This is a genomic window from Microlunatus elymi (genome assembly GCF_007362775.1).
Lineage (GTDB): Bacteria > Actinomycetota > Actinomycetes > Propionibacteriales > Propionibacteriaceae > Microlunatus > Microlunatus elymi.
Genome location: NZ_CP041692.1, coordinates 1,784,747 through 1,806,076, shown reverse-complemented (window position 1 = coordinate 1,806,076; position 21,330 = coordinate 1,784,747). Strand labels below are relative to the sequence as shown.

General features: G+C 67.2%; 18 protein-coding genes. 8 read left to right on the top strand and 10 right to left on the bottom strand.

Features of this window, described 5'->3' with window-relative positions:
• Window positions 1–107 precede the first annotated feature (107 nt).
• Both FOE78_RS08125 and FOE78_RS08120 read left to right on the top strand, forming a co-directional pair.
• Window positions 108–1,409 (top strand): dihydroorotase, encoded by a 1,302-nt coding sequence (locus tag FOE78_RS08125; protein WP_143985836.1) that lies wholly within the window; start codon window positions 108–110, stop codon window positions 1,407–1,409.
• A gap of 95 nt (window positions 1,410–1,504) precedes the next feature.
• Window positions 1,505–2,197 carry a mechanosensitive ion channel family protein gene (locus tag FOE78_RS08120; RefSeq protein WP_143985835.1) on the top strand — a complete coding sequence of 231 codons (693 nt, stop codon included), beginning with the start codon at window positions 1,505–1,507 and terminating at the stop codon, window positions 2,195–2,197.
• A 67-nt stretch (window positions 2,198–2,264) separates the two neighbouring features.
• Here FOE78_RS08120 and FOE78_RS08115 read toward each other — a convergent pair whose 3' ends face one another.
• The gene (locus FOE78_RS08115; RefSeq protein ID WP_143985834.1) at window positions 2,265–2,693 is read right to left on the bottom strand and encodes an OsmC family protein; all 429 of its coding nucleotides are present in this window, start codon (window positions 2,691–2,693) and stop codon (window positions 2,265–2,267) included.
• Window positions 2,694–2,823: 130 nt separating this feature from the next.
• Here FOE78_RS08115 and FOE78_RS08110 point away from each other — a divergent pair, with 130 nt between their 5' ends.
• Window positions 2,824–4,302 (top strand): FAD-binding oxidoreductase, encoded by a 1,479-nt coding sequence (locus FOE78_RS08110; protein ID WP_168207423.1) that lies wholly within the window; start codon window positions 2,824–2,826, stop codon window positions 4,300–4,302.
• 160 nt (window positions 4,303–4,462) lie between these two features.
• Window positions 4,463–4,921, top strand: coding sequence for a globin (locus FOE78_RS08105; protein ID WP_143985832.1), 459 nt, complete (start codon window positions 4,463–4,465; stop codon window positions 4,919–4,921).
• 119 nt (window positions 4,922–5,040) lie between these two features.
• Here FOE78_RS08105 and FOE78_RS08100 read toward each other — a convergent pair whose 3' ends face one another.
• The 5 genes from FOE78_RS08100 to FOE78_RS08080 form a co-directional block, all read right to left on the bottom strand.
• Complete coding sequence (locus FOE78_RS08100) at window positions 5,041–6,072, bottom strand: NAD(P)-dependent alcohol dehydrogenase (protein ID WP_143985831.1); 1,032 nt, start codon at window positions 6,070–6,072, stop codon at window positions 5,041–5,043.
• A gap of 37 nt (window positions 6,073–6,109) precedes the next feature.
• Window positions 6,110–6,952 (bottom strand): acyl-CoA thioesterase, encoded by an 843-nt coding sequence (locus FOE78_RS08095; RefSeq protein ID WP_143985830.1) that lies wholly within the window; start codon window positions 6,950–6,952, stop codon window positions 6,110–6,112.
• Window positions 6,953–7,178: 226 nt separating this feature from the next.
• Complete coding sequence (locus FOE78_RS08090; protein ID WP_143985829.1) at window positions 7,179–8,561, bottom strand: FAD-binding oxidoreductase; 1,383 nt, start codon at window positions 8,559–8,561, stop codon at window positions 7,179–7,181.
• A gap of 24 nt (window positions 8,562–8,585) precedes the next feature.
• Window positions 8,586–9,212: a hypothetical protein gene (locus FOE78_RS08085; RefSeq protein WP_143985828.1), complete on the bottom strand. Its 627-nt coding sequence runs from the start codon at window positions 9,210–9,212 to the stop codon at window positions 8,586–8,588.
• Window positions 9,213–9,272: 60 nt separating this feature from the next.
• Window positions 9,273–9,959 (bottom strand): arginase family protein, encoded by a 687-nt coding sequence (locus FOE78_RS08080; protein WP_143985827.1) that lies wholly within the window; start codon window positions 9,957–9,959, stop codon window positions 9,273–9,275.
• Window positions 9,960–10,261: 302 nt separating this feature from the next.
• On the opposite strand from FOE78_RS08080, the gene FOE78_RS08075 reads away from it, so the two are divergent.
• Complete coding sequence (locus FOE78_RS08075) at window positions 10,262–10,588, top strand: hypothetical protein (protein WP_143985826.1); 327 nt, start codon at window positions 10,262–10,264, stop codon at window positions 10,586–10,588.
• Here FOE78_RS08075 and FOE78_RS08070 read toward each other — a convergent pair.
• The 3 genes from FOE78_RS08070 to rhaI form a co-directional block, all read right to left on the bottom strand.
• Window positions 10,567–12,066 carry a rhamnulokinase gene (locus FOE78_RS08070; protein WP_228266102.1) on the bottom strand — a complete coding sequence of 500 codons (1,500 nt, stop codon included), beginning with the start codon at window positions 12,064–12,066 and terminating at the stop codon, window positions 10,567–10,569. The two genes, FOE78_RS08075 and FOE78_RS08070, sit on opposite strands and share 22 nt — an antisense overlap.
• 72 nt (window positions 12,067–12,138) lie before the next feature.
• Complete coding sequence (locus FOE78_RS08065; protein WP_143985825.1) at window positions 12,139–14,178, bottom strand: bifunctional aldolase/short-chain dehydrogenase; 2,040 nt, start codon at window positions 14,176–14,178, stop codon at window positions 12,139–12,141.
• A gap of 67 nt (window positions 14,179–14,245) precedes the next feature.
• Window positions 14,246–15,412, bottom strand: a complete 1,167-nt coding sequence (gene rhaI / locus FOE78_RS08060; protein ID WP_143985824.1) for an L-rhamnose isomerase — start codon at window positions 15,410–15,412, stop codon at window positions 14,246–14,248.
• A 213-nt stretch (window positions 15,413–15,625) separates the two neighbouring features.
• Here rhaI and FOE78_RS08055 point away from each other — a divergent pair, with 213 nt between their 5' ends.
• The 3 genes from FOE78_RS08055 (at window position 15,626) to FOE78_RS08045 (ending at window position 19,257) form a co-directional block, all read left to right on the top strand.
• Entirely contained in the window at window positions 15,626–16,681 is a 1,056-nt protein-coding gene (locus FOE78_RS08055) for a LacI family DNA-binding transcriptional regulator (RefSeq protein ID WP_143985823.1), read from the top strand.
• Window positions 16,682–16,742: 61 nt separating this feature from the next.
• A complete protein-coding gene (locus tag FOE78_RS08050; protein ID WP_143985822.1) occupies window positions 16,743–17,471 on the top strand; it encodes a class I SAM-dependent methyltransferase in 729 nt (242 codons plus the stop codon).
• 202 nt (window positions 17,472–17,673) lie between these two features.
• Window positions 17,674–19,257, top strand: coding sequence for an MFS transporter (locus FOE78_RS08045; RefSeq protein WP_210414880.1), 1,584 nt, complete (start codon window positions 17,674–17,676; stop codon window positions 19,255–19,257).
• An 11-nt stretch (window positions 19,258–19,268) separates the two neighbouring features.
• On the opposite strand, the gene FOE78_RS08040 is transcribed toward FOE78_RS08045, so the two are convergent.
• Window positions 19,269–21,071 (bottom strand): AMP-dependent synthetase/ligase, encoded by a 1,803-nt coding sequence (locus FOE78_RS08040; protein WP_323125717.1) that lies wholly within the window; start codon window positions 21,069–21,071, stop codon window positions 19,269–19,271.
• Between the last annotated feature and the right edge of the window lie 259 nt (window positions 21,072–21,330).

The window sequence follows — 21,330 nt, the reverse complement described above, 5'->3', positions numbered from 1 at the left end:
ACTACCCCCAGCCGCACCCCAAAACGACCTCCGCACCGGATATTTCGCGTGCGCGGAGCGATTTCGGGTGCGGCTGTGCGGACTACCCCCGATCGCGAGGACGAACGATGACCGAGTTGTTGATCAAGGGCGCCAACCTGGTGACCGGCGGCGATGATCATGAGAACGCGCTGCCGGCGGGCGGCCAGGACATCTTGATCAAGGACGGCCGGTACGCCGATCCGGCCGACGCGAGTGCCGAGGCGACCGTGATCGACGCCGACGGGCTGACCGCCCTGCCCGGCCTGATCGACCTGCACACCCATCTGCGCGAGCCGGGTCGGGAGGACGCGGAAACCGTCGAGTCCGGCACGCGGGCGGCCGCGCGGGGCGGGTTCGCCGCGGTGCTGGCGATGGCCAACACCAACCCGGTCACCGACACCGCCGAGGCCGCGGCCCACATCCGTACGCTGGGCGAGAAGGCCGGGTTTGCGCAGGTGTTCCCGATCGGGGCGGTGAGCAAGGGGCTGGCCGGTGAGGAACTGGCCGAACTCGGGCTGATGGCCCGGATCGGTGTACGGATGTTCAGCGACGACGGCAACTGTGTCAGCGATTCCCGGCTGATGCGGCGGGCCCTGGAGTACGTCCGCGCCTTCGACGGTGTGATCGCTCAACACTCCCAGGATCCTCGGCTGGCCGGCCGGGATGCGTGCTGTCACGAGGGTGAGATCTCCGGCCGGTTGGGGCTGGCCGGCTGGCCGTCGGCGGCAGAGGCGACGGTGATCGCTCGCGACGCCGAGTTGGCCAAGCTGACCAACAGCCGACTGCACGTCTGCCACGTGTCCACCGCCGAATCCGTCGACGTGTTGGCTTGGGCGAAGAAGCGCGGGATCAAGATCACCGCCGAGGTCACGCCGCATCACCTGCTGCTGACCACCGCCGAGGTACAGGGCTACGACCCCACGTACAAGGTCAATCCGCCGCTGCGCCCGGACGAGGACGTGGCAGCGCTGCGGGCCGCGCTGGCCGACGGCACCATCGACGCCGTCGCCACCGATCATGCTCCGCATGCCCGCCACGACAAGGAACACGCCTTCGCCGACGCCGCCTTCGGCATGCTCGGACTGGAGACCGCGCTCGGCGTGGTGATCGAGACCATGCTCAACACCGGTGCGCTGGACTGGGACACCCTGGTGCAGCGGACCTCGATCGCACCCGGAAGGATCGCCGGCCTGGGCAGCGATCTGGGCATGCGACCGGCGTACGGGCAGACCGCTCAGCTGACCGTGATCGACCCGCAGCGACGCAACCCCGTCGATGCGGCCGAGTCGTTTTCGCTGTCCCGCAACAATCCTTGGCATGGTCGGGAGTTGCCGGATCCGGTGATGATCACGATTGCCGACGGCCGGATCAGCTACCAGCGGCAGTGATCAACATCACCGTTCGGCGATCATCGCGTTAAGCCTGGCTCAAGCTCGGCCGGAGGGTTTCGACGTGGCGCGTCGGGGCGTCTAACCTCGTCCGCATGCCCGATGAGCTGACCGACGAATTCCTGAACTCCGCCTGGCTGTTGCCGGTGCGTATCGCGTTGATCATCATCGCGGCCGTGATCGTACGATTCATCGCTCATCACATGATCACCAAGGCCGTGCAGACGATGGTGACGGATCGTTCGCACCCGCGGCGGCGTACGGTGCCCCGCAAGGTCGCCAAGAAAACCAAGAACGGTCCGACGATGACCGCACGGATCGTGGCGACGCCGGGTTCGGGGTACGACGAACGACGGCAACAGCGGATCGGCGCCCTCGGATCACTGGGCCGCAGCGCGGTGTCGATCATCCTGCTGGTGATCGTCGGCCTGGTGGTGCTGGACCAACTCGGCTTCCCCGTCGCCACCCTGCTGGCCGGAACGTCCATCATCGGCATCGCGGTCGCGTTCGGCGTACAGACCTTCCTGCGAGACGTGATCTCCGGCATCTTCATGCTGATCGAGGACCAGATCGGGATGGGCGACTACATCCAGATCTCCGACGTGAACGGTGTGGTCGAGGACGTCGGCCTGCGGATCACCCAGATCCGCGACGACGAGGGCACGGTCTGGTACTTCCGCAACGGCGACATCTCCAAGGTCGCCAACTACAGCCAGCGCAGCCGGAGCGGCAACTCGCCGACCACCCCCGCCGACGCCGAACCCGAGAACGAGACCCCCGCTCCCTGACCGACTTGTCAGCATGACAAGGCGCCATAGCGCGTCCTGATGCTGACAAGTCGGCGGGAGTTGAGGACTACTCGGAGAGGTTTGCTTCCAGGGTGATGGTGGTGCCGGCCAGCGCCTGGCTGACCGGGCAGCCTTCCTTGGCCTTCTGCGCCGCCTCGGCGAACTGCTCGGCGTTGATACCGGGCACCACGCCGTTGACGATCAGCTTGATGCCGGTGATGCCCTCACCCGGCTGGAAGGTGACCTCGGCGGTCGTGTCCAGGCTGGTCGGCGGGGTGCCGGCCTGGGCCAGTCCGTTGGAGAACGCCATCGAGAAGCAGGTCGAGTGCGCGGCCGCGATCAGCTCCTCCGGGCTGGTCTTACCGTTCGCCTCCTCGGCGCGCGACGGCCAGCTGACCGGATAGCTGCCGATCCCGGAGGACGCCAGCTCGACGGTGCCCGAGCCCTCGAAGAGCGAGCCTTCCCAATGTGCGTTGGCCTTGCGTACGGTTGCCATGTCTTCTCCTCTGCAGATGTGACTACTGCTGATCATGCCGGATCGCCCGCGGCCGGATCGAGCGGCCCTTGTGACCGGTCCGTGCCCCGACCGTGACTGCGATGGCCCGTCCGCGTTTCAGACTCAGTTCATGTTCACCGAATCGGCTGGAAACAAGCTGTCCCGGCGTACGTTGCTGGGCGCCGGCGCGGCCGCCGCACTCGCCGTCGGAGCGTCCGCCAGCAACCTTCCGACGGCCGTCGCGGCCGGACCGAAATCGGCCGACTGGGCGGCGTTGGCCAAGCAGTTGGACGGACGGCTGTTGCGGCCCGGACAGGACGCGTACTACTCGGCGTTGAAGACGTTCGACCCGCGTCGCGACGTTCAGCGCCCGGCGGGCATCGTGCAGGCCGCCGGGGCCGGCGATGTCGCCGACGCGCTGCGATTCGCGGTCAAGTTCGACCTCAAGCCGCGACCGCGGTCCGGCGGTCACTCCTACGTCGGTGCGTCCACCGGCAACGGCGTCCTGGTGGTCGACTGCAGCCGGATGACCAACATCCACTACCACTCCGACAAGACCGTCACCATCAGTCCCGGGGTACGGCTGGGCGATCTGCACGACGTCCTCGATCGGCACGGCCGGACCATCCCCACCGGCACCTGCCCCACCGTCGGCGCCGCCGGGCTGACCTTGGGCGGCGGGATCGGCGTCGAGGACCGGCTGTACGGGTTGACCTGCGACGCGCTCACCGGCGCCACCGTGATCGGGCCGGACGGCCGTACTTATCAATGCAGCAAGGACGAACACAGTGACCTGTTCTGGGCGCTGCGCGGCGGAGGCGGCGGCAATTTCGGCGTCGTCACCCGGCTCAGCTACCGCAGCTACCCGGCGCTGCCGGGCGAGATCTTCCGGCTGAGTTGGCCCTCCGACGACGCCCACCGGGTGCTCACCGGCTGGCAGCACCGGCTGCTCGGCGGGATGCCGAAACACGCCTGGGCCAACCTGCATCTGGACTCCTCCGGCGGTTCGGTGCACCCCAGCATCACCGGCGTCTGCTGGGACTCCAGCGCCACGGCCGAGATCAAGCAGCTGACCTCGGCGATCGGCCGATCCCCTTCCGGCAAACAGATCTGGCACGAGTCCCACGCCGGTGCGATGAGCTGGTTCGCCGGCGGATCGGCCGGTCGCAAGCGCCAGTCCTGGTCCGCAGGCTCGGACATCGTCGGGCACAAGCTCTACGGCAGCCGTGCGGACGCGATCATCCGCGCGGTCGGCAGCTGGAACGGCTCCGGGTCGGTCGCGGCGATCTTCGATCCCTTCGGCGGCGCGATGTCGCCGCCGTCGGCGTCCGCCACCGCCTTCCGTTGGCGCGACGCCATCGCCGACGTCCAGTGGTATGTCGGCCTCGGCAGCACCAGCAGGGCCAATCTGGACCGAGCCGCTGCCTGGCTCAAGCGCTGCCACAGCGCGATCGGCAGCGCCTCGATCGGCGCCTACGTCAACTATCTGGAACCCGGCCGGACTCACGTCTCCGACTACTACGGCGGCAACTACCAACGGCTGGTGGCGATCAACAAGAAGTACGACCCGCACAACGTCTTCGACTCGCGCTATTCCTTGCCGGGCTGATGCGCTTGTGTTTACAAGAATCCTGCGCCAGTCGGCCTCCGCTGCCCGATCTCAGCCAGCAGAGTGCGACTGGAGCAGGATTCCTGTAATCAGGCCCAGCTACTCACGTGATGAGCGTGACAGTCGGCCGGGCTCGGTTGATGGGTAACGTTGGACAGCGATGACCAGCCAGGACCAGACCCAGCAGACCTTCTACGAACTCTTCGGCGGCGCGCCGACGTTCGAGAAGTTGGTGCACCGCTTCTATCAGGGCGTGGCGGGCGATCCCGAGTTGCGGGCGCTCTACCCCGAGGAGGATCTGGGCCCGGCCGAGGTCCGGCTGCGGATGTTCCTGGAGCAGTACTGGGGCGGGCCGACCAGCTACAGCGAACAGCGCGGACATCCGCGGTTGCGGATGCGTCATCTGCCGTACGCGGTGACGCCGGACCAGCGGGACCGCTGGCTGCGGCACATGCGCGACGCGCTGGACGAGGTCGCACTGCCGGCCGAGCAGGATCAACTTTTCTGGGACTATCTGACCCGAGCCGCGCACGCGATGGTGAACAGCTTCGACGGGGTCGCGCCGCTCGATGCCCAGAGTCAGCCCGGGCTCGGTCTCACGGTCCGCCCCGAGTCCTGACTCGCCTGCTGTGGCGCCGAGCCGGGCCGGTTCGACGCCCGGTTCGACGCCCGGCATGACGCCGGCTCCAACCCGGTCCGCTCTGACGTACGAGCCTGCGCTGATCTTTCGACCGGGTGTCAGCGACGCGGGTAGACCACCGGCTTCAGGGTGTGCGGGTCCCGGCGCAGCGCGGTCAGCGCGTCGGCGACCTCCTCGATCCCGAACCGCGCGGTGACCAGCGAATCAAGATCAACAGCGCCGCTGGCGGCGAGCGCGATCGCGGCCGGGTAGCAGTTGGCGTAACGGAAGACGCCGGTCACCCAGAGCTCCCGGTTCTGGATCAGCCCGACCGGCAGCTCCATGGTCGCGGCGCCCATTCCGATCAGCACCACCCGGGCGGCCGGTGCGGCCGATTCGAAGGCACCCTGCACGGCCGGCGCGGCGCCGCTGCACTCCAGGATCACGTCGAATTCGCCCTGCTGATCGCGCGGCGATCCCTGGCTGACGTCGACGGTGGCATGCGCGCCGCGCTGGGCGGCGACCTGCAGCCGGTAGTCGTTCGTGTCGCTGACCGCGACCCAACCACCCCGCGCCCGGGCGACGTCGGCGGCGAGCAGGCCGACCGGGCCGGCGCCGGTGACGAGCACCCGGTCGCCGGGTTCGACCGCTGCCTTGCGATTGGCCCAGACGCCGACCGACAGCGGCTCGATCAACGCACCGGCCTCATCGGACAGCGAGTCCGGGATCGGGTGGGCTCGGATCGACTCCAGCACCACGTACTCGGCGAACGCGCCGTGCACCGGCGGGGTGGCGTAGAACTGCACCTGCGGACACAGGTTGTAGCGGCCAGCCTGGCACTGTCGGCAACGTCCGCAGGTCTCCTGCGGCTCCAGCGCCACCCGCTGCCCGACCGTCCGATCGGTCACGGCGCTGCCGACCGCACGGATCACCCCGGATGCCTCGTGCCCGAGCACCAGCGGTTCGGTGACCACGAAGTCGGCGATCCGGCCGTGCTCGTAATAGTGCACGTCGGAGCCGCAGATGCCGACCGCGGAGACCTCCACCAGCACCTGGTCCGGCCCCGGGCTGGGCACGTCGGCCGGCTCGACGCGTACCACTTCGGGCTTGATCAACAGCGAGCGACGTTGCTGGGTCGGCAGATCGGTCATCGGGTTCCTCCTTGATTCCACCGCGGTCCGGCCGAGCCTAATCGGACGCTTGTCGGGCGGTGAGCAGCTTGCGTACGGGTTCGGTGATCGGCTCGGGTCGGCCGGCCTCGTCGACCGACACCAGCACCGACCGCGCTGTGGCGAAACAGCGCCTGTCGGCCGGGTCGACGATGTCGGCGACGAACTCACACGAACTGGTCCCGACGCGAGCAACCCCCGTACGCACCTGGTAGGGCTCGCGGCGGAAGTCGATCGGCAGCCGGTAGTCCAGATCCTGCCGGGCCACCACCCACGGGTCACCCGGCCGCAACGGGCCCGCGCCGGCGATCAACTCCAACCGGGCCTGGCCGAAGTAGTCGAAGAACTTGACGTTGTTGACGTGCCGATAGGAGTCGAGGTCGGCCCACCGGACTCGCAACGGCATCGGCCGGGCTTGTGCCAACTCGGTCGGTTTGACTTTGCCCAGCGGCTGCACCGACACCGGTTCGGCCACCGCCTGAGTCAGCAGGGCGCGCTCGTCGGCGGCCAATCGGCGCAGCTCGCCGACCTCGAGGTCGTACGGGACGCAGAAGGTCCGCGCCAGCGCGACCGGCACCCCGTCGTCACTCAGCCGGTAGCTGATCGAGAACCGGGCGCCGCCGACCTGGTCGACCCAGACCTCGGCGTCCACGGTCGGTGTGCGGTAGGCGATCGGCGCCAGGTATTCGACCCAGTGCCCGGTGACCAGCACGCCGCTGTCCAGCATCGCCGGCACCGGCCCCGGCGCGGACAACAGGAACTCGGTCCGCGCCTCCTGCAGGTAGTCGATCAACACCCCATGATCGACATGCCCGCCGGCGTTGAGATCGGTGAAGCGCTTGGGCACCTGGTACTGGAACACGGCCCCATCTTCGCAACTCGTGTTGTCACGACTTCCGCAGCCCCAATGACCCCGGCAACGACCCGAAGTCGCGACAACACGACTTCCGGCGGGCGGCAGCCGGATCTTGTCGCCCAAACTCGCGTTGTCGCGACTTCGAGCGCTTCGGACGACAGACCCGGCAACCCGAACTCGTGTTGTCGCGAGTTTGGGTGGTGGGCGTCGACCCGCGGCAGGGCGGCCGGGGTCAGAGGCCGAGGCGGCGGGCCTGATCGGAGACGAGGACCCGGTCCGGGTCGACTGCGTTTCTGATCTTGCGCCACTCGTCGAGCCGCGGGTACATGGCCGCGAAGGACTCCGGAGTCATCCGGGAATCCTTCGCCAGATAGAGCCGGCCGTCGGCTTCGGCGACCATGGCATCAAGATCATCACAGAGCCGTTCCAGACCGGCACCGATCGGGAAGTCGAGGGTGATCGTCCACCCCGGACGGGGAAACGACAGCGGCGCACGATTCGCCTGCCCCATCCGCTTCAGCACGTTGAGGAACGAGACCTGGCCGCTCTCGGCGATCCGCCGCACGATGGCACGAAGTTGATCTTCGCGGTCGAACGGGAGCAGACACTGATACTGCAGGAATCCCCTGCTGCCGTAGGCGCGATTCCACTCGCCGATCATGTCCAGTGGGTGGTAGAAGGAGGTCAGGTTCTGGATCTGAGCACGTCCGTGCGCCCTGGTCTTGTAGAACCAGACCTTGCTGATCATGCCGAAGGTGATCTTGTTCGCCAGCCCGTTCGGAAACAGGTCCGGCAGCGTGATCAACTGCGGTGCGTCGAATTTCAACGGATTCCGGCGCAGCTTCTTCGGAAGTTGATCAACCTCGGCGATCGAACCGCGGGAGAAGGCGGCCCGGCCGAGTCGGTGACCTGTCGACATCGAATCGAACCAGGCCATCGAGTAGTCGTAGTCGTCGTCTCGGCCGTCGTTGTAGAGCGCCAGCGTCTCGTCCAGGTCGGCGGTGCGTTCGCTGTCCACCACGAAGTACGCGGTCGGCACGTTCTTCAACGCCACGGTGGCACGAAGCACGATCCCGGTCAGGCCCATGCCGCCGACGGTCGCCCAGAAAAGATCTTGATCATCGCCGTCCGGTGTCAAGGTCCTGACCTCGCCGTCGGCGGTCAGCACCTCCACCGAACGGACGTGATTGCCGAAACTTCCTGCGGTGTGGTGGTTCTTGCCGTGTACGTCGGAACCGATCGCGCCCCCGATCGTGACCTGTCGGGTGCCCGGCATCACCGGCAGCCACAGCCCGAACCGGACCGCCGTGCGGAGAAGTTGATCAAGAGAAACACCGGCATCCACCACCGCCAGCCCGGTGTCGGCGTCGATGCTGTGGATCTGCCGGTACGCGCTCATGTCCAGTACGGTGCCGCCGCCGTTCTGCGCCGGGTCGCCGTAGCTGCGGCCCAGGCCACGCGCGATCAGGCCGCGCGCAACGCCAGGGTTGCTGCGCCGCTGCGTCCTTGCCCGGTCCAGCGTGGTACGGATGATCGCCAGATCGGCGGCCGGGATCACTTCGGCGGCGCTCGGCGCGGTTCGCGCCCATCCGGTCAGCGTGCGTACCTCAGTCACCCGACCACCGTAGAGGACGGCCGATCACGGCGATTCGTCCAGGTGAGAGTGAGCCTGGTCGAGTGCCTCGCGGGCGTAGCGCCGCTGATCCTCGGTGCCGACTTGTTCCGCCCAGCCCAGTGCCTGCTCGAATTCGGCGATCGCGCCGGTCAGGTCACCGGCCTCGTACAGGGTCCAGCCGAGATTGTTGTGCAGCGAGACGGCCCATCGCCGAGTCCGGTCGTCGCTGCTCGCTGCGGCCGCCTCGACACCCTGCCGGGTCCAGTCGACGGCATGATCACGATCGGCGATCGCGAGCATGTGTAGTGCATCGATGCGCAGGAAGTCCAGCCCGTCCGCGGCGCCCGCCTCCGCGACGTGCAGGAAGTGCGGCACGGCGGCGGCCGGTCGCCCGGCACTGTTCTCCACCCGGCCTCGCTCCAGATCGATCCGCACCAGCGCCGCCGGGGTGCAGGAGGTCGGGTCGATCCCGTCCAGCAGCGACCGGGCCTCGTCGAACCGGTCCTGAAGTCCGAGCGCTCGGGCGAGCTGAGTCGAATACTCGGCCCGGTCGACTGCCGGCGCGGTCAGCGACGCCTCCCGCAGCCGCGCCTCGGAGGCGATCGGGTCGGCAAAATCCCAAAGCCGGTCCAGCTCCCGCTGATCGATCATGTCGTGCTCCTTCGCCACTGTGTCCGGACGTCCGGCAAGCCGGCCACTGTCAGCCAATCCTCAACCCAGCAAGGGAAATCCGTCGGCAAGTCGCTGCAGGTGCATGACCTGTCGGGGGATGAATTCGGCAATCGTCAACCCGACCACGTCGGCCGTACGATTCAGGTCGGCGATCAACCGCTTGACCTGGGCATCGGTCAGACCGTCGGGCTCGGCGCCGAGCCCATACACCTGTTCGGTGCTGTCGATCGTGTCCACGTCGAAGTGGATGGCGACGCGTGAACAGCCGGTCTGCTCAAGCCAGCGCAGCAGCGGTTCGCTCGTCTCTCGCAGCTGATCGGGAGCCAATGATGCCAGTCCCCATTCGGCGAGGTGCGGATAGTCGTCGTCGGTCCACGCATGCAGACCGGTGAGCGCAACGCGGTCCGGAGCGACGGTCGCGGGCAGCTGGGCCAGCACGTCCGGGTCGCCGTGCCCGGTGATCGCGGACACCGCCATCGCGTGGTAGCCGGGATAGTCGCTTTGCCCGACATCGGGATGGGAGTCGATCCAGACGACGGCAAGATCATCTCCGTAGCGGCCGGCGAGCGCGGTGAAGGGCGCCACACTGACCGAGCATTCGCCGCCCAGCGTGATGATCTTGGTCGGACCGTGTTCCCGGATGATCTTCACCGCAGCGGCCAACTGCTCGACGACGATCTCCTTGGCCTCCACACCGTCCCGCAGCACCAGACCAGGATCGGTCATCGACACCGGGACCGTCGCGGTCGGGCCGTTGTGCGGTGCAGTGCTGCCTGCAGCACCGCCGTCCCCACTGCATAGCCCCTGCGAGCGATATCGAACGGAAATTCCGGAGCGAGTTCTCGGACGCTCGAGCTGCCGCCGCCCTGCCACTGCGGCCAGATCAGCCGCAGGGTTTGCGCATCGTCGCGATCGACTGACTGAACCATGTTCTCGATCATGTCAGGAAGCGAACCGCAGCGCCGTTAAGGTGGCTCGGTGCGGGTTTGGAGACGGGTGTTCGGGGCACTGAGTGGGCTGTATGCCTGGTGACAATCGGTGTGTTCGTGCTGCTGCAGGTGCTGGTCCCGCGGAGCCGCCGTCAGACCGGCATCAACATCCCGAACAAGAGCTACTGGGTGGAGCCGAAGAACCTGCCTCGGGCACGGAGGATGCTGTCGGCCGACTTCGCCCTGCTGGGCTGCCTGTTCCAGGCGTTCTTCTGTTGCCTGCCACCGGCTCTGGTCTCCGCCTCCGCCGCTCCGGGACATCCGTTGCCGGGTTGGTTCGTCGTTGCGCTCGTGCTCTGGCCGGCCACCATCGTCGCCCTGTCGGCATGGACGGTGGCCGTCCGCTACCGCGTGTCCGCGTCCTGACGCTGCGGCGAGTACGTGGTCAGCTCACTCGAGGCCGCCACCAGGGCGCGCAGGTCCTCCAGCGCTCCGCTGATCGCGCCGTGGGTGCGGGCCTGCACCAGCAGGTTGCCGAGCGCGGTCGCCTCGACCGGACCGGCGATCACCTCGCGGCCGGTTGCCTCGGCTGTCAGCCGGCACAGCAGGGCGTTCTGGGAGCCGCCGCCGACCACGTGCACCCGCTCGATCTCCTGCCCTGACAGGGATGCAGCCTCGACCAGCGTTCTGCCGTAGGCCAGCGCAAGCGAATCCAGGACACAGCGGGTGAACTCGGCCGCCGTCGTCGGCACCGGCTGACCGTCACGACGACAGGCCGCCGCGATCCGCTCCGGCATCCCACCCGGTGCGATGAATTCCTCCGCACCGACGTCCACCGTCGGACCACCGGCGGGCAACTCCGCAGCCGCGGCCAGCAGCCGACCAAGATCATGATCAACTCCGTCGAGCTTCCACTGCCGCAGCGACTCCTGCAGCAGCCAGAGCCCGCCTTCGTTGCGCAGATAGCGAATCCGGCCGTCGACGCCGCCCTCGTTGGTGAAGTTGGCGCGCCGGCTGTCCTCGGTCAGGATCGGTTCGGCGATTTCCAGTCCGACCAGGGACCAGGTGCCGGACGAGATGTAGGCGAAGCCGGGTTCGGTGGCCGGGACCGCTGCCACCGCCGAGGCGGTGTCGTGGGATCCGATCGAGGTCAGTACGACGTCGTCCGGCAGCCCGGTCTGCTTGATCACTTCGGGGCTGATCCGGCCGCGTACGGTGCCTGCCGGCTGGATCGGCGGCAGCATGTCGGCGTCGATCCCGATCAACTGCAGCAGCCGCGGTGACCAGTCCCGGGTGCTGGCGTCCAGCAGGGCCGTGCTGGACGCATTGGTCACGTCGGTGCCCAGGTCGCCGGTCAGCCAATAGCCGAGCAGGTCGGGCAGCATCACGATCTTGGCCGCCCGCCTCCATTCCGGACAGTCCTGCTCGGCCACCAACTGGTAGATGGTGTTGAAACTCAGGTACTGCAGTCCGGTGATCTGGTACAGCTCGGCGGGATCGATTCGATCATGGACCGACCGCACCGCGTCGCCGGTCCGCGGATCGCGGTAGCAGTGCGGGTCCTCGATCAACTCGCCGTCGGCGTCCAGCAGCCCGTAGTCGACAGCCCAGGTGTCGATGCCGATGCTGACCACCGCCGGGAAGCGCTCGGCCAGCAGCCGCAGCCCGGCGATCACCTCGTCGTACAGCCCGCGGATGTCCCAGCGCAGACCGCGATCGGTCTGTTGGGGACCGTTGCCGAATCGGTGGACGACCTCGGTGTTGATCTTGCCGTCGGCGAGCCAGCCGGCGATCACCCGCCCGCCGGAGGCACCGATGTCCACCGCCGCGAACACCGGACCCGCAGGGTCCTGAGCCCCTTCACCAGGGTCCTGAGCTCGTCGAAGGACCGAATCCTCACCCACTGCTATCCCCTTTGATGCTTACGTTCCCGGCCCTTCGACAGGCTCAGGGCCCTTCCTGCAAGTTCTCGGTGATCACCGCAGGAATGCGGCGGCAACGCCGGCGTCGACCGGGATGTGCAGGCCGGTGGTGTGGTCGAGTTCGGCGGAGGTGATCACGGCCACCGCGTTGGCGCAGTGCTCCGGCAACACCTCCCGCTTGAGCAGGGTGCGCTGGGCGTAGAACTTGCCCAGATCCTCCTCCGGTACGCCGTACACCTTGGCCCGCTGCGCGCCCCAGCCGCCGGCGAAGATGCCGGAACCGCGGACCACACCGTCGGGGTTGATCCCGTTCACCCGGATGCCGTACTCCCCCAACTCGGCGGCCAGCAAGCGCACCTGGTGGGCCTGATCGGCCTTGACCGCGCTGTAGGCGATGTTGTTCGGGCCGGCGAAGACCGAGTTCTTGCTGGAGATGTAGACGATGTCGCCGCCGATGTTCTGATCGATCATGATCTTGGCCGCGGCCTGGGATACCAGGAACGCACCCTTGGCCATCACGTCGTGCTGCAGATCCCAGTCCTTCTCGCTGGTCTCCAGCAGCGGCTTCGAGATCGACAGACCGGCGTTGTTGACGACCAGATCAACACCGCCGAAGGCCAGCACCGCCTCGTCGAAGGCGGCCTTGACCTGCTGGGGATCGGTGACGTCGGCCCGGATGCCGACCGCGACATCAGTGTTGCCCAGCTCGGCTGCTGCCTCGGCAGCCTTGCCCTGATCAAGATCGGCGATCACGACACAGGCACCCTCGGCAGCCAGCCGGGTGGCGATCGCCTTGCCGATGCCACTGGCGGCACCGGTGACCAGCGCGATCCGGCCGGCATGGCTGCGGGGCTTGGGCATCCGCTGCAGCTTGGCCTCTTCCAGCGCCCAGTACTCGATCCGGAACTTCTCATGATCATCGATCGGCGCGTAGCTGGACACCGACTCGGCGCCGCGCATCACGTTGATCGCGTTGACGTAGAACTCGCCGGCGACCCGGGCGGTCTGCTTGTTGGCCCCGTAGGAGAACATCCCGACACCGGGAATCAGCACGATCGCCGGGTCGGCGCCGCGCATCGCCGGCGTGCTCTCGTCAGCGAACTTGTTGTAGTAGGCGGCGTAATCGGCCCGGTACTGCTCGTGCAGTTCCTTCAGCCGAGCCACACTGTCCTCGACCGAAGCGTCGGCCGGCAGGTCCAGCACCAGCGGCTTGATCTTGGTCCGCAGGAAGTGGTCAGGGCAGGAGGTGCCGAGCTCGGCCAGCCGCGGATGTTCCTGGTGGGACAGGAAATCCAGCACCACGGCGTCGTCGGTGAAGTGACCGACCATCGGCTTGTCCGCCGACGCGATCGCGCGCAGGTGCGGCGCCAGCGCGGCCGCCTTGGCCCGACGTTCGGCTTGGGGCAGGGCCCCGTAGCCGGGCAATTCGGCGCCGAACGGTTCGACCTTGCCGTGCTCGGCCAGGTAGTCCTTGGCGGTCTTGATGATCTTCAGCGAGTTGGCCTCGCACTCCTCGCTGGTGTCACCCCAGGCAGTGATGCCGTGGCCGCCGAGAATGCAGCCGACGGCCTGCGGGTTCTCGCTCTTGATCTTGGCGATGTCCAAGCCCAGTTGGAATCCCGGCCGCCGCCACGGCACCCAGACCACCTCGTCGCCGAAGATCTCGGCGGTCAGCTGCTCACCGTCCGCCGCGGTGGCGATGGCGATGCCCGAGTCGGGATGCAGGTGATCGACATGTGGCGCATCGACGAGCCCGTGCATCGCGGTGTCGATCGACGGCGCGGCACCACCCAAGCCATGCAGGCAGTAGTCGAAGGCGGCGACCATTTCGTCTTCCCGGTCGATGCCCGGGTAGACATTGGGCAGTGCCCGCATCCGATCCAGCCGCAGGACGGCCAGTCCGGACTCCTTCAGCGTGCCAAGGTCTCCGCCGGATCCCTTCACCCACAGCAATTCGACCTGCTCACCAGTGACCGGATCGGTGTCGGCGCCCTTGGCGGAGGTGTTGCCGCCGGCGTAGTTGGTGTTCTCCTTGTTGGCGCCCAGCCGGTTGGACCGGGTGAGCAACTGCTCAACTGTCTCGTTCACGTTCATCCTTCTGCGGAGATGTCAGAAGGTAGTTGGGCTATAGCGCAACTACCTTCTGACAAGTCGGGTTGGTTCAGGCGCCCCAGCCGGCCTGGCTGCCGCCGATCCGTTCGGCGGCGATCTGCTCGGCGTAACCACTCTCGGCGTAGGCGGCCATCGGGTCGGCGGGCAGGCCGCGGCTGACCCGCCAGTCGGCAAGATCACTGCGTACGTCGGTGTAGAAGGCGTCCATCAGGATCTGGTTCGCGGCCAGCACGTCACCGGCGTTCTGCGCCGCGGCCAGCGCGTCATGATCAACCAGCAGCGCTCGGGCGGTCATCTCGGAGACGTTCAGCACCGAACGGATCTGGCCGGGGATCTTGGCCTCGATGTTGTGGCACTGATCGAGCATGAAGGCGACCTCGGAGTCCGGACCGTAGCCGCCGCCGCGGATCACCTCGTACAGGATCCGGAAGAGCTGGAACGGATCGGCCGCGCCGACGATCAGGTCGTCGTCGGCGTAGAAGCGGGAGTTGAAGTCGAACGAGCCGAGCTTCCCGAGCCGCAGCAGCTGCGCGACGATGAATTCGATGTTGGTGCCGGGCGCGTGGTGACCGGTGTCCAGGCAGACCTTGGCCTGATCACCCAGCGCCGCACAATGCGCGTACGAGGTGCCCCAGTCCGGCACGTCGGTGTGGTAGAACGCCGGCTCGAAGAACTTGTACTCCAAGATCAACCGCTGCTGCGGCGCCAGCTTGTCGTAGGCCTTCTTCAGCCCCTCGGCCAGCCACTCCTGCCGCTGCCGGATGTCGGCCTGGCCCGGGTAGTTGGTGCCGTCCGCCAGCCAGATCTTCAGATCCCGGGAGCCGGTGGTGTTCATGATCTCGATGCACTCGTAGAGGTGTGCGACGGCCTTGTCCCGGACCCGTTGATCATGATGGGTCAGGCTGCCCAGCATGTAGTCGTCGTCCTGGAAGGTGTTCGAGTTGATCGTGCCCAGCCGGACGCCATGATCAGCCGCGAATCGGCCGAGCTTGTCGTAGTCGTCGACCTTGTCCCACGGGATGTGCAATGCGACCGACGGCGCCAGCCCGGTGACCTCGTTCACCTTGGCCGCATCGGCGATCTTCTCCTCCGGATTGCGCGGCACGCCGGCCTGCGGGAAGACCCGGAAGCGGGTGCCGGAGTTGCCGAACGCCCAGGACGGCAGCTCGATCGCCTGATGTTCGAGCTGCGGTGCAATCTGGTCAAAGCTGGACATGACCTCACATCTCCTCGTTGAGTATGGCCGTCTCGGACCATTCTCGGCCTCGAGCACAGCCCGTTGCCGACGGCCTCACGTCGTCCGGCAACCGTGCTTGAATCGTTTCATATCAGCTCGGACTTTACTGTGCCCCAGCCGACCCGTCAACCGCGGCGTCGGCCCTCGTCGGGCGTACCCCGACCGGAGCCGCCGGTAGGGCAAGATGGGCGCATGGTGGAACGCTCGACCGCAGTCAGTATTCGCGATGTCGCGGAGCGTGCGGGGGTCGCGCTGGGCACCGTTTCCAACGTGCTGAACCGGCCGCAGAAGGTCGCCGAACCGACCCGCAAGCGGGTGCTGGACGCCATCGACGAACTGGGCTTCGTCCGCAACGACGCGGCTCGCCAACTGCGCGCCGGGTTGAGCCGGACACTCGGGCTGATCGTGCTGGATGTGGCCAACCCGTTCTTCACCGACGTGTCCCGCGGGGTCGAGGATCGCGCCGCCGAGGAGGGTCTGTCGGTGCTGCTCGGCAACTCCGACGAGAGCGAGAGCCGGGAATCGGCGCATCTGGATCTGTTCGAACAGCAACGGGTACGCGGCCTGCTGATCTCGCCGCTCGGCGACGTCTCCGCCCGGCTGGGCCGGCTGCGCCGCCGCGGCACCCCGATCGTGCTGGTGGATCGGCCGGCCGGCGACAACCCCTACTCCTCGGTCTGGGTCGACGACGTGGCAGGCGGCCGGATGGCGACCGAGCATCTGTTGCAGACCGGGCGGCGGCGGATCGCTTTCGTGGGCGGCCCGGCGACGATCCGGCAGGTGGCCGACCGGCGTATCGGTGCCGAGCAGGCGGTGGGCGGCAGCGGTGCCGCTCTGGAGATCATCGAGACCGACGGCTTGATCGTGGAGACCGGCCGCAAGATCGGCCACGAACTTGTCGCCCGCAGGCCGCAGGACCGGCCGGACGCGATCTTCGCCGCCAACGACATGGTTGCCATCGGTCTGATGCAATCCCTTGCGCTGTTGGAACATCGGCTGGTTCCCGACGAGATCGCCATGATCGGTTACGACGACATCGACTTCGCGGCGGCCTCGGTGATCCCGCTGTCGTCGATCCGGCAGCCCTCGGAGTTGATCGGCCGGACCGCGGTCGAGCTGATGCTGCGGGAACTGGATGCGATCGAGTCCGGTGTCGAAGTCGATCATGAGCAGGTGGTGTTCCAGCCCGAACTGGTGATCCGGGCCTCTACCGACGCGTCGGCCGAGAGCGCCGATACCGCTCGCTGATTCGTCGATCGTTGATCACCGGACGGGTCCAGCCGATGGAGCCGAACGGTAGCGTGCAGTCATGCCCGAGAACGTGCCCGACCGAGATCGCGACGCCCGACGGAACTGGGCCGAAGCCGTGCAGCGGGGCGAGCCCACCGGCTGGTTCGAGCCGCTGTATGCCGCCGCCCGGCGTGGTGACGCCGTGGTGCCGTGGGATCGCGAGGTCCCCAACCCGCTGCTGGTCGAGTGGCTGGCCAATCATCCGCTGGAGGCGGCCGGCCAACGCGCGATCGTCATCGGTTGCGGCTACGGCAACGACGCCGAGTTGATCGCCGCGCGGGGATTCGAGACCACCGCGTTCGACGTCTCCGCCACCGCGGTCGAGCTGGCCCGGCAGCGTTACCCCGATTCCGAGGTCGACTATCGGCAGGCCGATCTGCTGTCCCTACCCGAGGAGTGGCGGCAACAATTCGATCTTGTGATCGAGTGCATCACGGTGCAGGCGCTGCCGCCCGACTTGCATGAGACCGCGGCCGCCGCGGTGGCGTCGTTGTGTGGTGTCGGCGGGTTGATCGTGGTGATCTCCGGCGCCCGGGTCGGCGACCAGGTCCCCGACGGGCCGCCGTGGCCGCTGACCGGCGACGAGCTCGGCTACTTCGCCGTCGACGGAGTCGAGCGAGCCGTGGTGGAGACGATCCCGGTCAAGGAAGCCGGTCCTCCCGGTGACAGCCGGATCCGGTGGCGGGCAGAATTCCGCCGGCCCGACCCCGTACACGACAAGGATCGCACCGATACGCACTGGTTGTGATCGGACAAGATCCGCGCCGAGCACTGCGCCCGCGCCGACGATCAACGGCTGCCGGGTCCAAAGTCCCGTGATCTCCAAACGGCTGTACCGCGGCCAACTCTGTGCTGAGCTAGTCACGTAGAGCTGGACGGATACAGCTCTGCCGACAGAGACCGACGGGTCTGCGCGCCGGTTCACATCTGAGTGAGATCCGGGGTGTGCGATGACTGCCCGATCACCGACCGCAGCACCGGCCGCGAGCAAGCGCCTGATGATCTTGATCGCGATGGCGATGTTCGTCCTGGTGGTGGACACGTCGCTGATGAACGTCTCGATCTCGGCGGTGGTCAACGACTTGCAGGTCACCGCGAGCGGGGTGCAATCGGCGATCGCGTTGGAGGCCCTGGTCTCGGCCGCGTTCATCTTGATCAACAGCAAGATCGGTGACCTGATCGGCCGCAAGCGGGCCTACGTGATCGGCCTTGTCGCGTACGCCATCGGCGCGCTGGCCATGACGCTGGCTCAAGGTCTGACCGCGATCGTGATCTTCTGGGCGATCGTCGGCGGGCTGGGTGCCTCGCTGTTGCTGCCGGCCATGCAGGCACTGATCCACGGCAACTTCGCCGGTCCGGCCCAGAAACAGGCGTACGCACTGGTCGGTGCGTCCGCCGCGATCGCCGCGGCGGTCGGTCCGCTGCTCGGCGGATTCCTCACCACCTATCTGTCCTGGCGGGTCGGCTTCGGCTTGGAGGTGGTGATCATCTTGGCCGTGCTCGCCCAGGTGAGGCTGATCCGGGACGTGCCGTACACCGGCTCACGAAAGATCGATCTGGTGGGCGCGGTGCTGTCGGTCATCGGGATGGGTGGAGTGGTTCTCGGCATCCTGGTCTGGCAAGAGGGCGGAGAGTACGTCGTGCTGCTGCTGGTCGTGGGAGCAGCGGCCCTGGTAGCTCTGGCCTGGTGGTTGATCCGGCAGAAGCGGTCCGGCCGGGTGAGCTTGCTGGACCCGGACTTGTTCCGCCATCCGAATTTCACCGCCGGCATCTCCGGGCAACTGCTTCAGCAGACCACCCTCGGCGGCGCGATGATCGCCCTGCCGCTGTTCCTGCAGATGACCTTGGAGTACGACGCGATGAAGGCCGGGTTGTCGCTGGCACCGTTGTCGCTGAGCATGTTCGGCGCAGCCATGCTGGCCGGTCGACGGGCCGGGAAGCGGCGGCCGGCGGCGGTGATCCGGATCGGCTTTCTGCTGGCCAGCATCGGATTCGCCGGCATCATCCCGCTGGTACCCCGGGTCGACAGCGGCTGGTGGCTGGTGCTGCCGCTGGCCGTTGCCGGCTGTGGCCTGGGACTCCTGGTTTCCCAGCTGAACAACTACACCCTCGCGCCGGTGCCGGACGAGCGGATCAGCGAGGCGGCCGGCGTGAATTCCGCCGCGGGGTCGTTCGGGCTGTCGTTCGGTCTGGCCATGGCCGGCGGCGTGCTGCTCGCCACCCTCTCGATCAGCTTCACCAACCTCACCCAGGACAGCACCGTCATCCCGCCGGCCGAGAAACAGCAGATCACGGCAACCCTGGAACACGACGCGGAGGTGATGAGCAACAGCCGACTGGCGGCGCAGATCACCGGTCAGCCGCCCGAGGTCGAAGCCGAGGTGCTCGCCATCAACGCCGAGGCGCGGAGTCGGTCGCTGCAATTCGCCTTGCTGGTGCCGTTGATCGCCGGTGGCATCGGACTGGTGAACTCGTTCCGAATGATGCGTCTGCCCGACATCAAACCGCCGACCGAGCGGGTCGGCCTCGACTGAGCCAGCCCGCCTCACTCGTACAGCGAATCGAGCAACTCGGCGTACTTGGTCTCCACCAGCCGCCGTTTGATCTTGAGGCTGGGCGTCACGTCGCCCCCCTCGACGGTCAGCTCCTGCGGCAGGAGCTTGAACCTCTTGATCGTCTCCCACCGTTCCAGCCCGGCGTTCGCCTGCTGGACATAGCCGTCGATCATGGACTGCAGCTCGGGCAGCTCGATCAGTTCCTCGGACGACTGCGAACCAAGATCATGTTCGCGGGCCCAGCCGGCAAGTGCGTCCGGGTCGAGCGCGATCAGGGCGCTGATGTACTTGCGATGTTCGCCGTGCACGAGCACCTGACTGACGTACGGGCAGACCGCCTTCACCGCCCCCTCGACCTTCTGCGGGGCGACGAACTTGCCGCCGGAGGTCTTGATCAAATCCTTCTTGCGGTCGGTGATCACCAGGCAACCTGCATCGTCCAGATGGCCGATGTCGCCGGTCAGCAACCAACCGTCCACCAGCGTCTCCGCGGTCGAGTCGGGCAGATTGTGATAGCCGCGCATCACGCCGGGCCCCTTGATCATGATCTCGCCGTCCTCGGCGATCTTCACCTCGGTGCCGACCGCCACCGGACCGACCGTGCCGAAATGCGGGTTACGCGGATCATCGACGAAGGTGGCCGCACTCGACTCAGTCATCCCGTAGCCCTCGACCACCAGCAGCCCGGCGTCGTAGAACCACTCCTGCACCTCGTCGTTCAAACCGGCCGAGCCCGAGACGAAGAAGCGGATCCGGCCGCCCATCCGCTGTTTGATCTTGGAGAAGACCAGCCTCTCGGCGATCGCGGCCTGGATCCGCAACAACCCGGTCGGCTGCTGGCCGGCGAGTCGGTACGGCTTGGTCTTGCGGCCGATCTTGAACGCCCAGTCGAAGATCTTCGCCTTGATCCCCGAACTGGCCTGCAGCATCACGGTCGCGCGGACCTTCTCGAAGATCCGCGGCGCACCGGCCATGAAGGTCGGCCGCACCTGGCCGAGGCCGTCGACGATCTTGTCGATCCGGCCGTCCACCGCGGTGACGAAGCCGATCCGGAACTGCACCACGCTGAGCAGCTTGCCGAACGAATGCGCCAACGGCAGCCACAGGTATTGCAGATCCTCCGGGCCGGCCAGGCCGAGCTCGTCCAGCGCCACACCCTCGTAGGTCCAGCTGTCGTGCACCAGTCGGACGCCCTTCGGCGTACCGGTGGTGCCGGAGGTGTAGATCAAAGTGGCCAGGCTGTCCGGGCCGACCTTCGACATCGCGGTCTCGACCGCGTCCGGATGCCCTTCCAGGTAGGACTCACCGGCCCGCAGCAGCTGCTGCCAGCCGATCACCAGATCATGATCAACTCGGGGCTGATTCTCGGTGCGGGCGTCGATCTGGATGATCTTGACCACGTCGCTCAGTTGATCAAGCTGCCCCAGCACCTTGTCGGTCTGTTCGTCGTTCTCGGTGAAGATCATCCGCGAGCCGGAATCGGCGAGGATGAAGCCGACCTCGGCGGCCTGTGTGTTCGGATAGACCGTCGTCGTCGCGCCGCCGGCACAGACCACCCCGAGATCAGCCAGCACCCACTCGATCCGAGTGCCGCAGGCGATCGCGACCCGATCCTCCGGCTCCAGTCCGTACGAGATCAGGCCGGCCGCGAGCTTGAACGCGTACGCCTTGGTCTGGTCCCAGGTCATCGACAGCCAGCGGTCGCCGTCCGGGTAGCGGTAGGCCTCGCGCGGACCGGACAGCGCGACCTGGGCCAGGAACATCTCCCCAACCGTGCCCGGCCGATCGTTCACGCGCTCGAGGCTGCCCGGCCGATACGGGCTGGACTGATTGCTGGACGACATTGACGCTCCCGTGTCTGACGACTCACCGCGTGCCGGCAGGCACCGTAGCTGCGATGTAAGCCTTAACCATAATCGCCGGCTCGGATCGACGGGTCAGGTCACCTCGAAGGCAGCCATCATGCCCATGTCCTCGTGCACGAGGTTGTGGCGACGCCAGCACGTACTTGCCGCGATCGATCTCGAACCGGATCGTCAGGTCGCGTATCCG

What these genes read in the sequence shown, in the direction of transcription:
- FOE78_RS08125 (WP_143985836.1), top strand. Translation starts at nt 108, where the DNA reads ATGACCGAGTTGTTGATCAAGGGCGCCAACCTGGTGACCGGCGGCGAT.
- FOE78_RS08120 (WP_143985835.1), top strand. Translation starts at nt 1,505, where the DNA reads ATGCCCGATGAGCTGACCGACGAATTCCTGAACTCCGCCTGGCTGTTG.
- FOE78_RS08115 (WP_143985834.1), bottom strand. Translation starts at nt 2,693, where the DNA reads ATGGCAACCGTACGCAAGGCCAACGCACATTGGGAAGGCTCGCTCTTC.
- FOE78_RS08110 (WP_168207423.1), top strand. Translation starts at nt 2,824, where the DNA reads ATGTTCACCGAATCGGCTGGAAACAAGCTGTCCCGGCGTACGTTGCTG.
- FOE78_RS08105 (WP_143985832.1), top strand. Translation starts at nt 4,463, where the DNA reads ATGACCAGCCAGGACCAGACCCAGCAGACCTTCTACGAACTCTTCGGC.
- FOE78_RS08100 (WP_143985831.1), bottom strand. Translation starts at nt 6,072, where the DNA reads ATGACCGATCTGCCGACCCAGCAACGTCGCTCGCTGTTGATCAAGCCC.
- FOE78_RS08085 (WP_143985828.1), bottom strand. Translation starts at nt 9,212, where the DNA reads ATGATCGATCAGCGGGAGCTGGACCGGCTTTGGGATTTTGCCGACCCG.
- FOE78_RS08080 (WP_143985827.1), bottom strand. Translation starts at nt 9,959, where the DNA reads ATGACCGATCCTGGTCTGGTGCTGCGGGACGGTGTGGAGGCCAAGGAG.
- FOE78_RS08065 (WP_143985825.1), bottom strand. Translation starts at nt 14,178, where the DNA reads ATGAACGTGAACGAGACAGTTGAGCAGTTGCTCACCCGGTCCAACCGG.
- rhaI (WP_143985824.1), bottom strand. Translation starts at nt 15,412, where the DNA reads ATGTCCAGCTTTGACCAGATTGCACCGCAGCTCGAACATCAGGCGATC.
- FOE78_RS08055 (WP_143985823.1), top strand. Translation starts at nt 15,626, where the DNA reads ATGGTGGAACGCTCGACCGCAGTCAGTATTCGCGATGTCGCGGAGCGT.
- FOE78_RS08050 (WP_143985822.1), top strand. Translation starts at nt 16,743, where the DNA reads ATGCCCGAGAACGTGCCCGACCGAGATCGCGACGCCCGACGGAACTGG.
- FOE78_RS08045 (WP_210414880.1), top strand. Translation starts at nt 17,674, where the DNA reads ATGACTGCCCGATCACCGACCGCAGCACCGGCCGCGAGCAAGCGCCTG.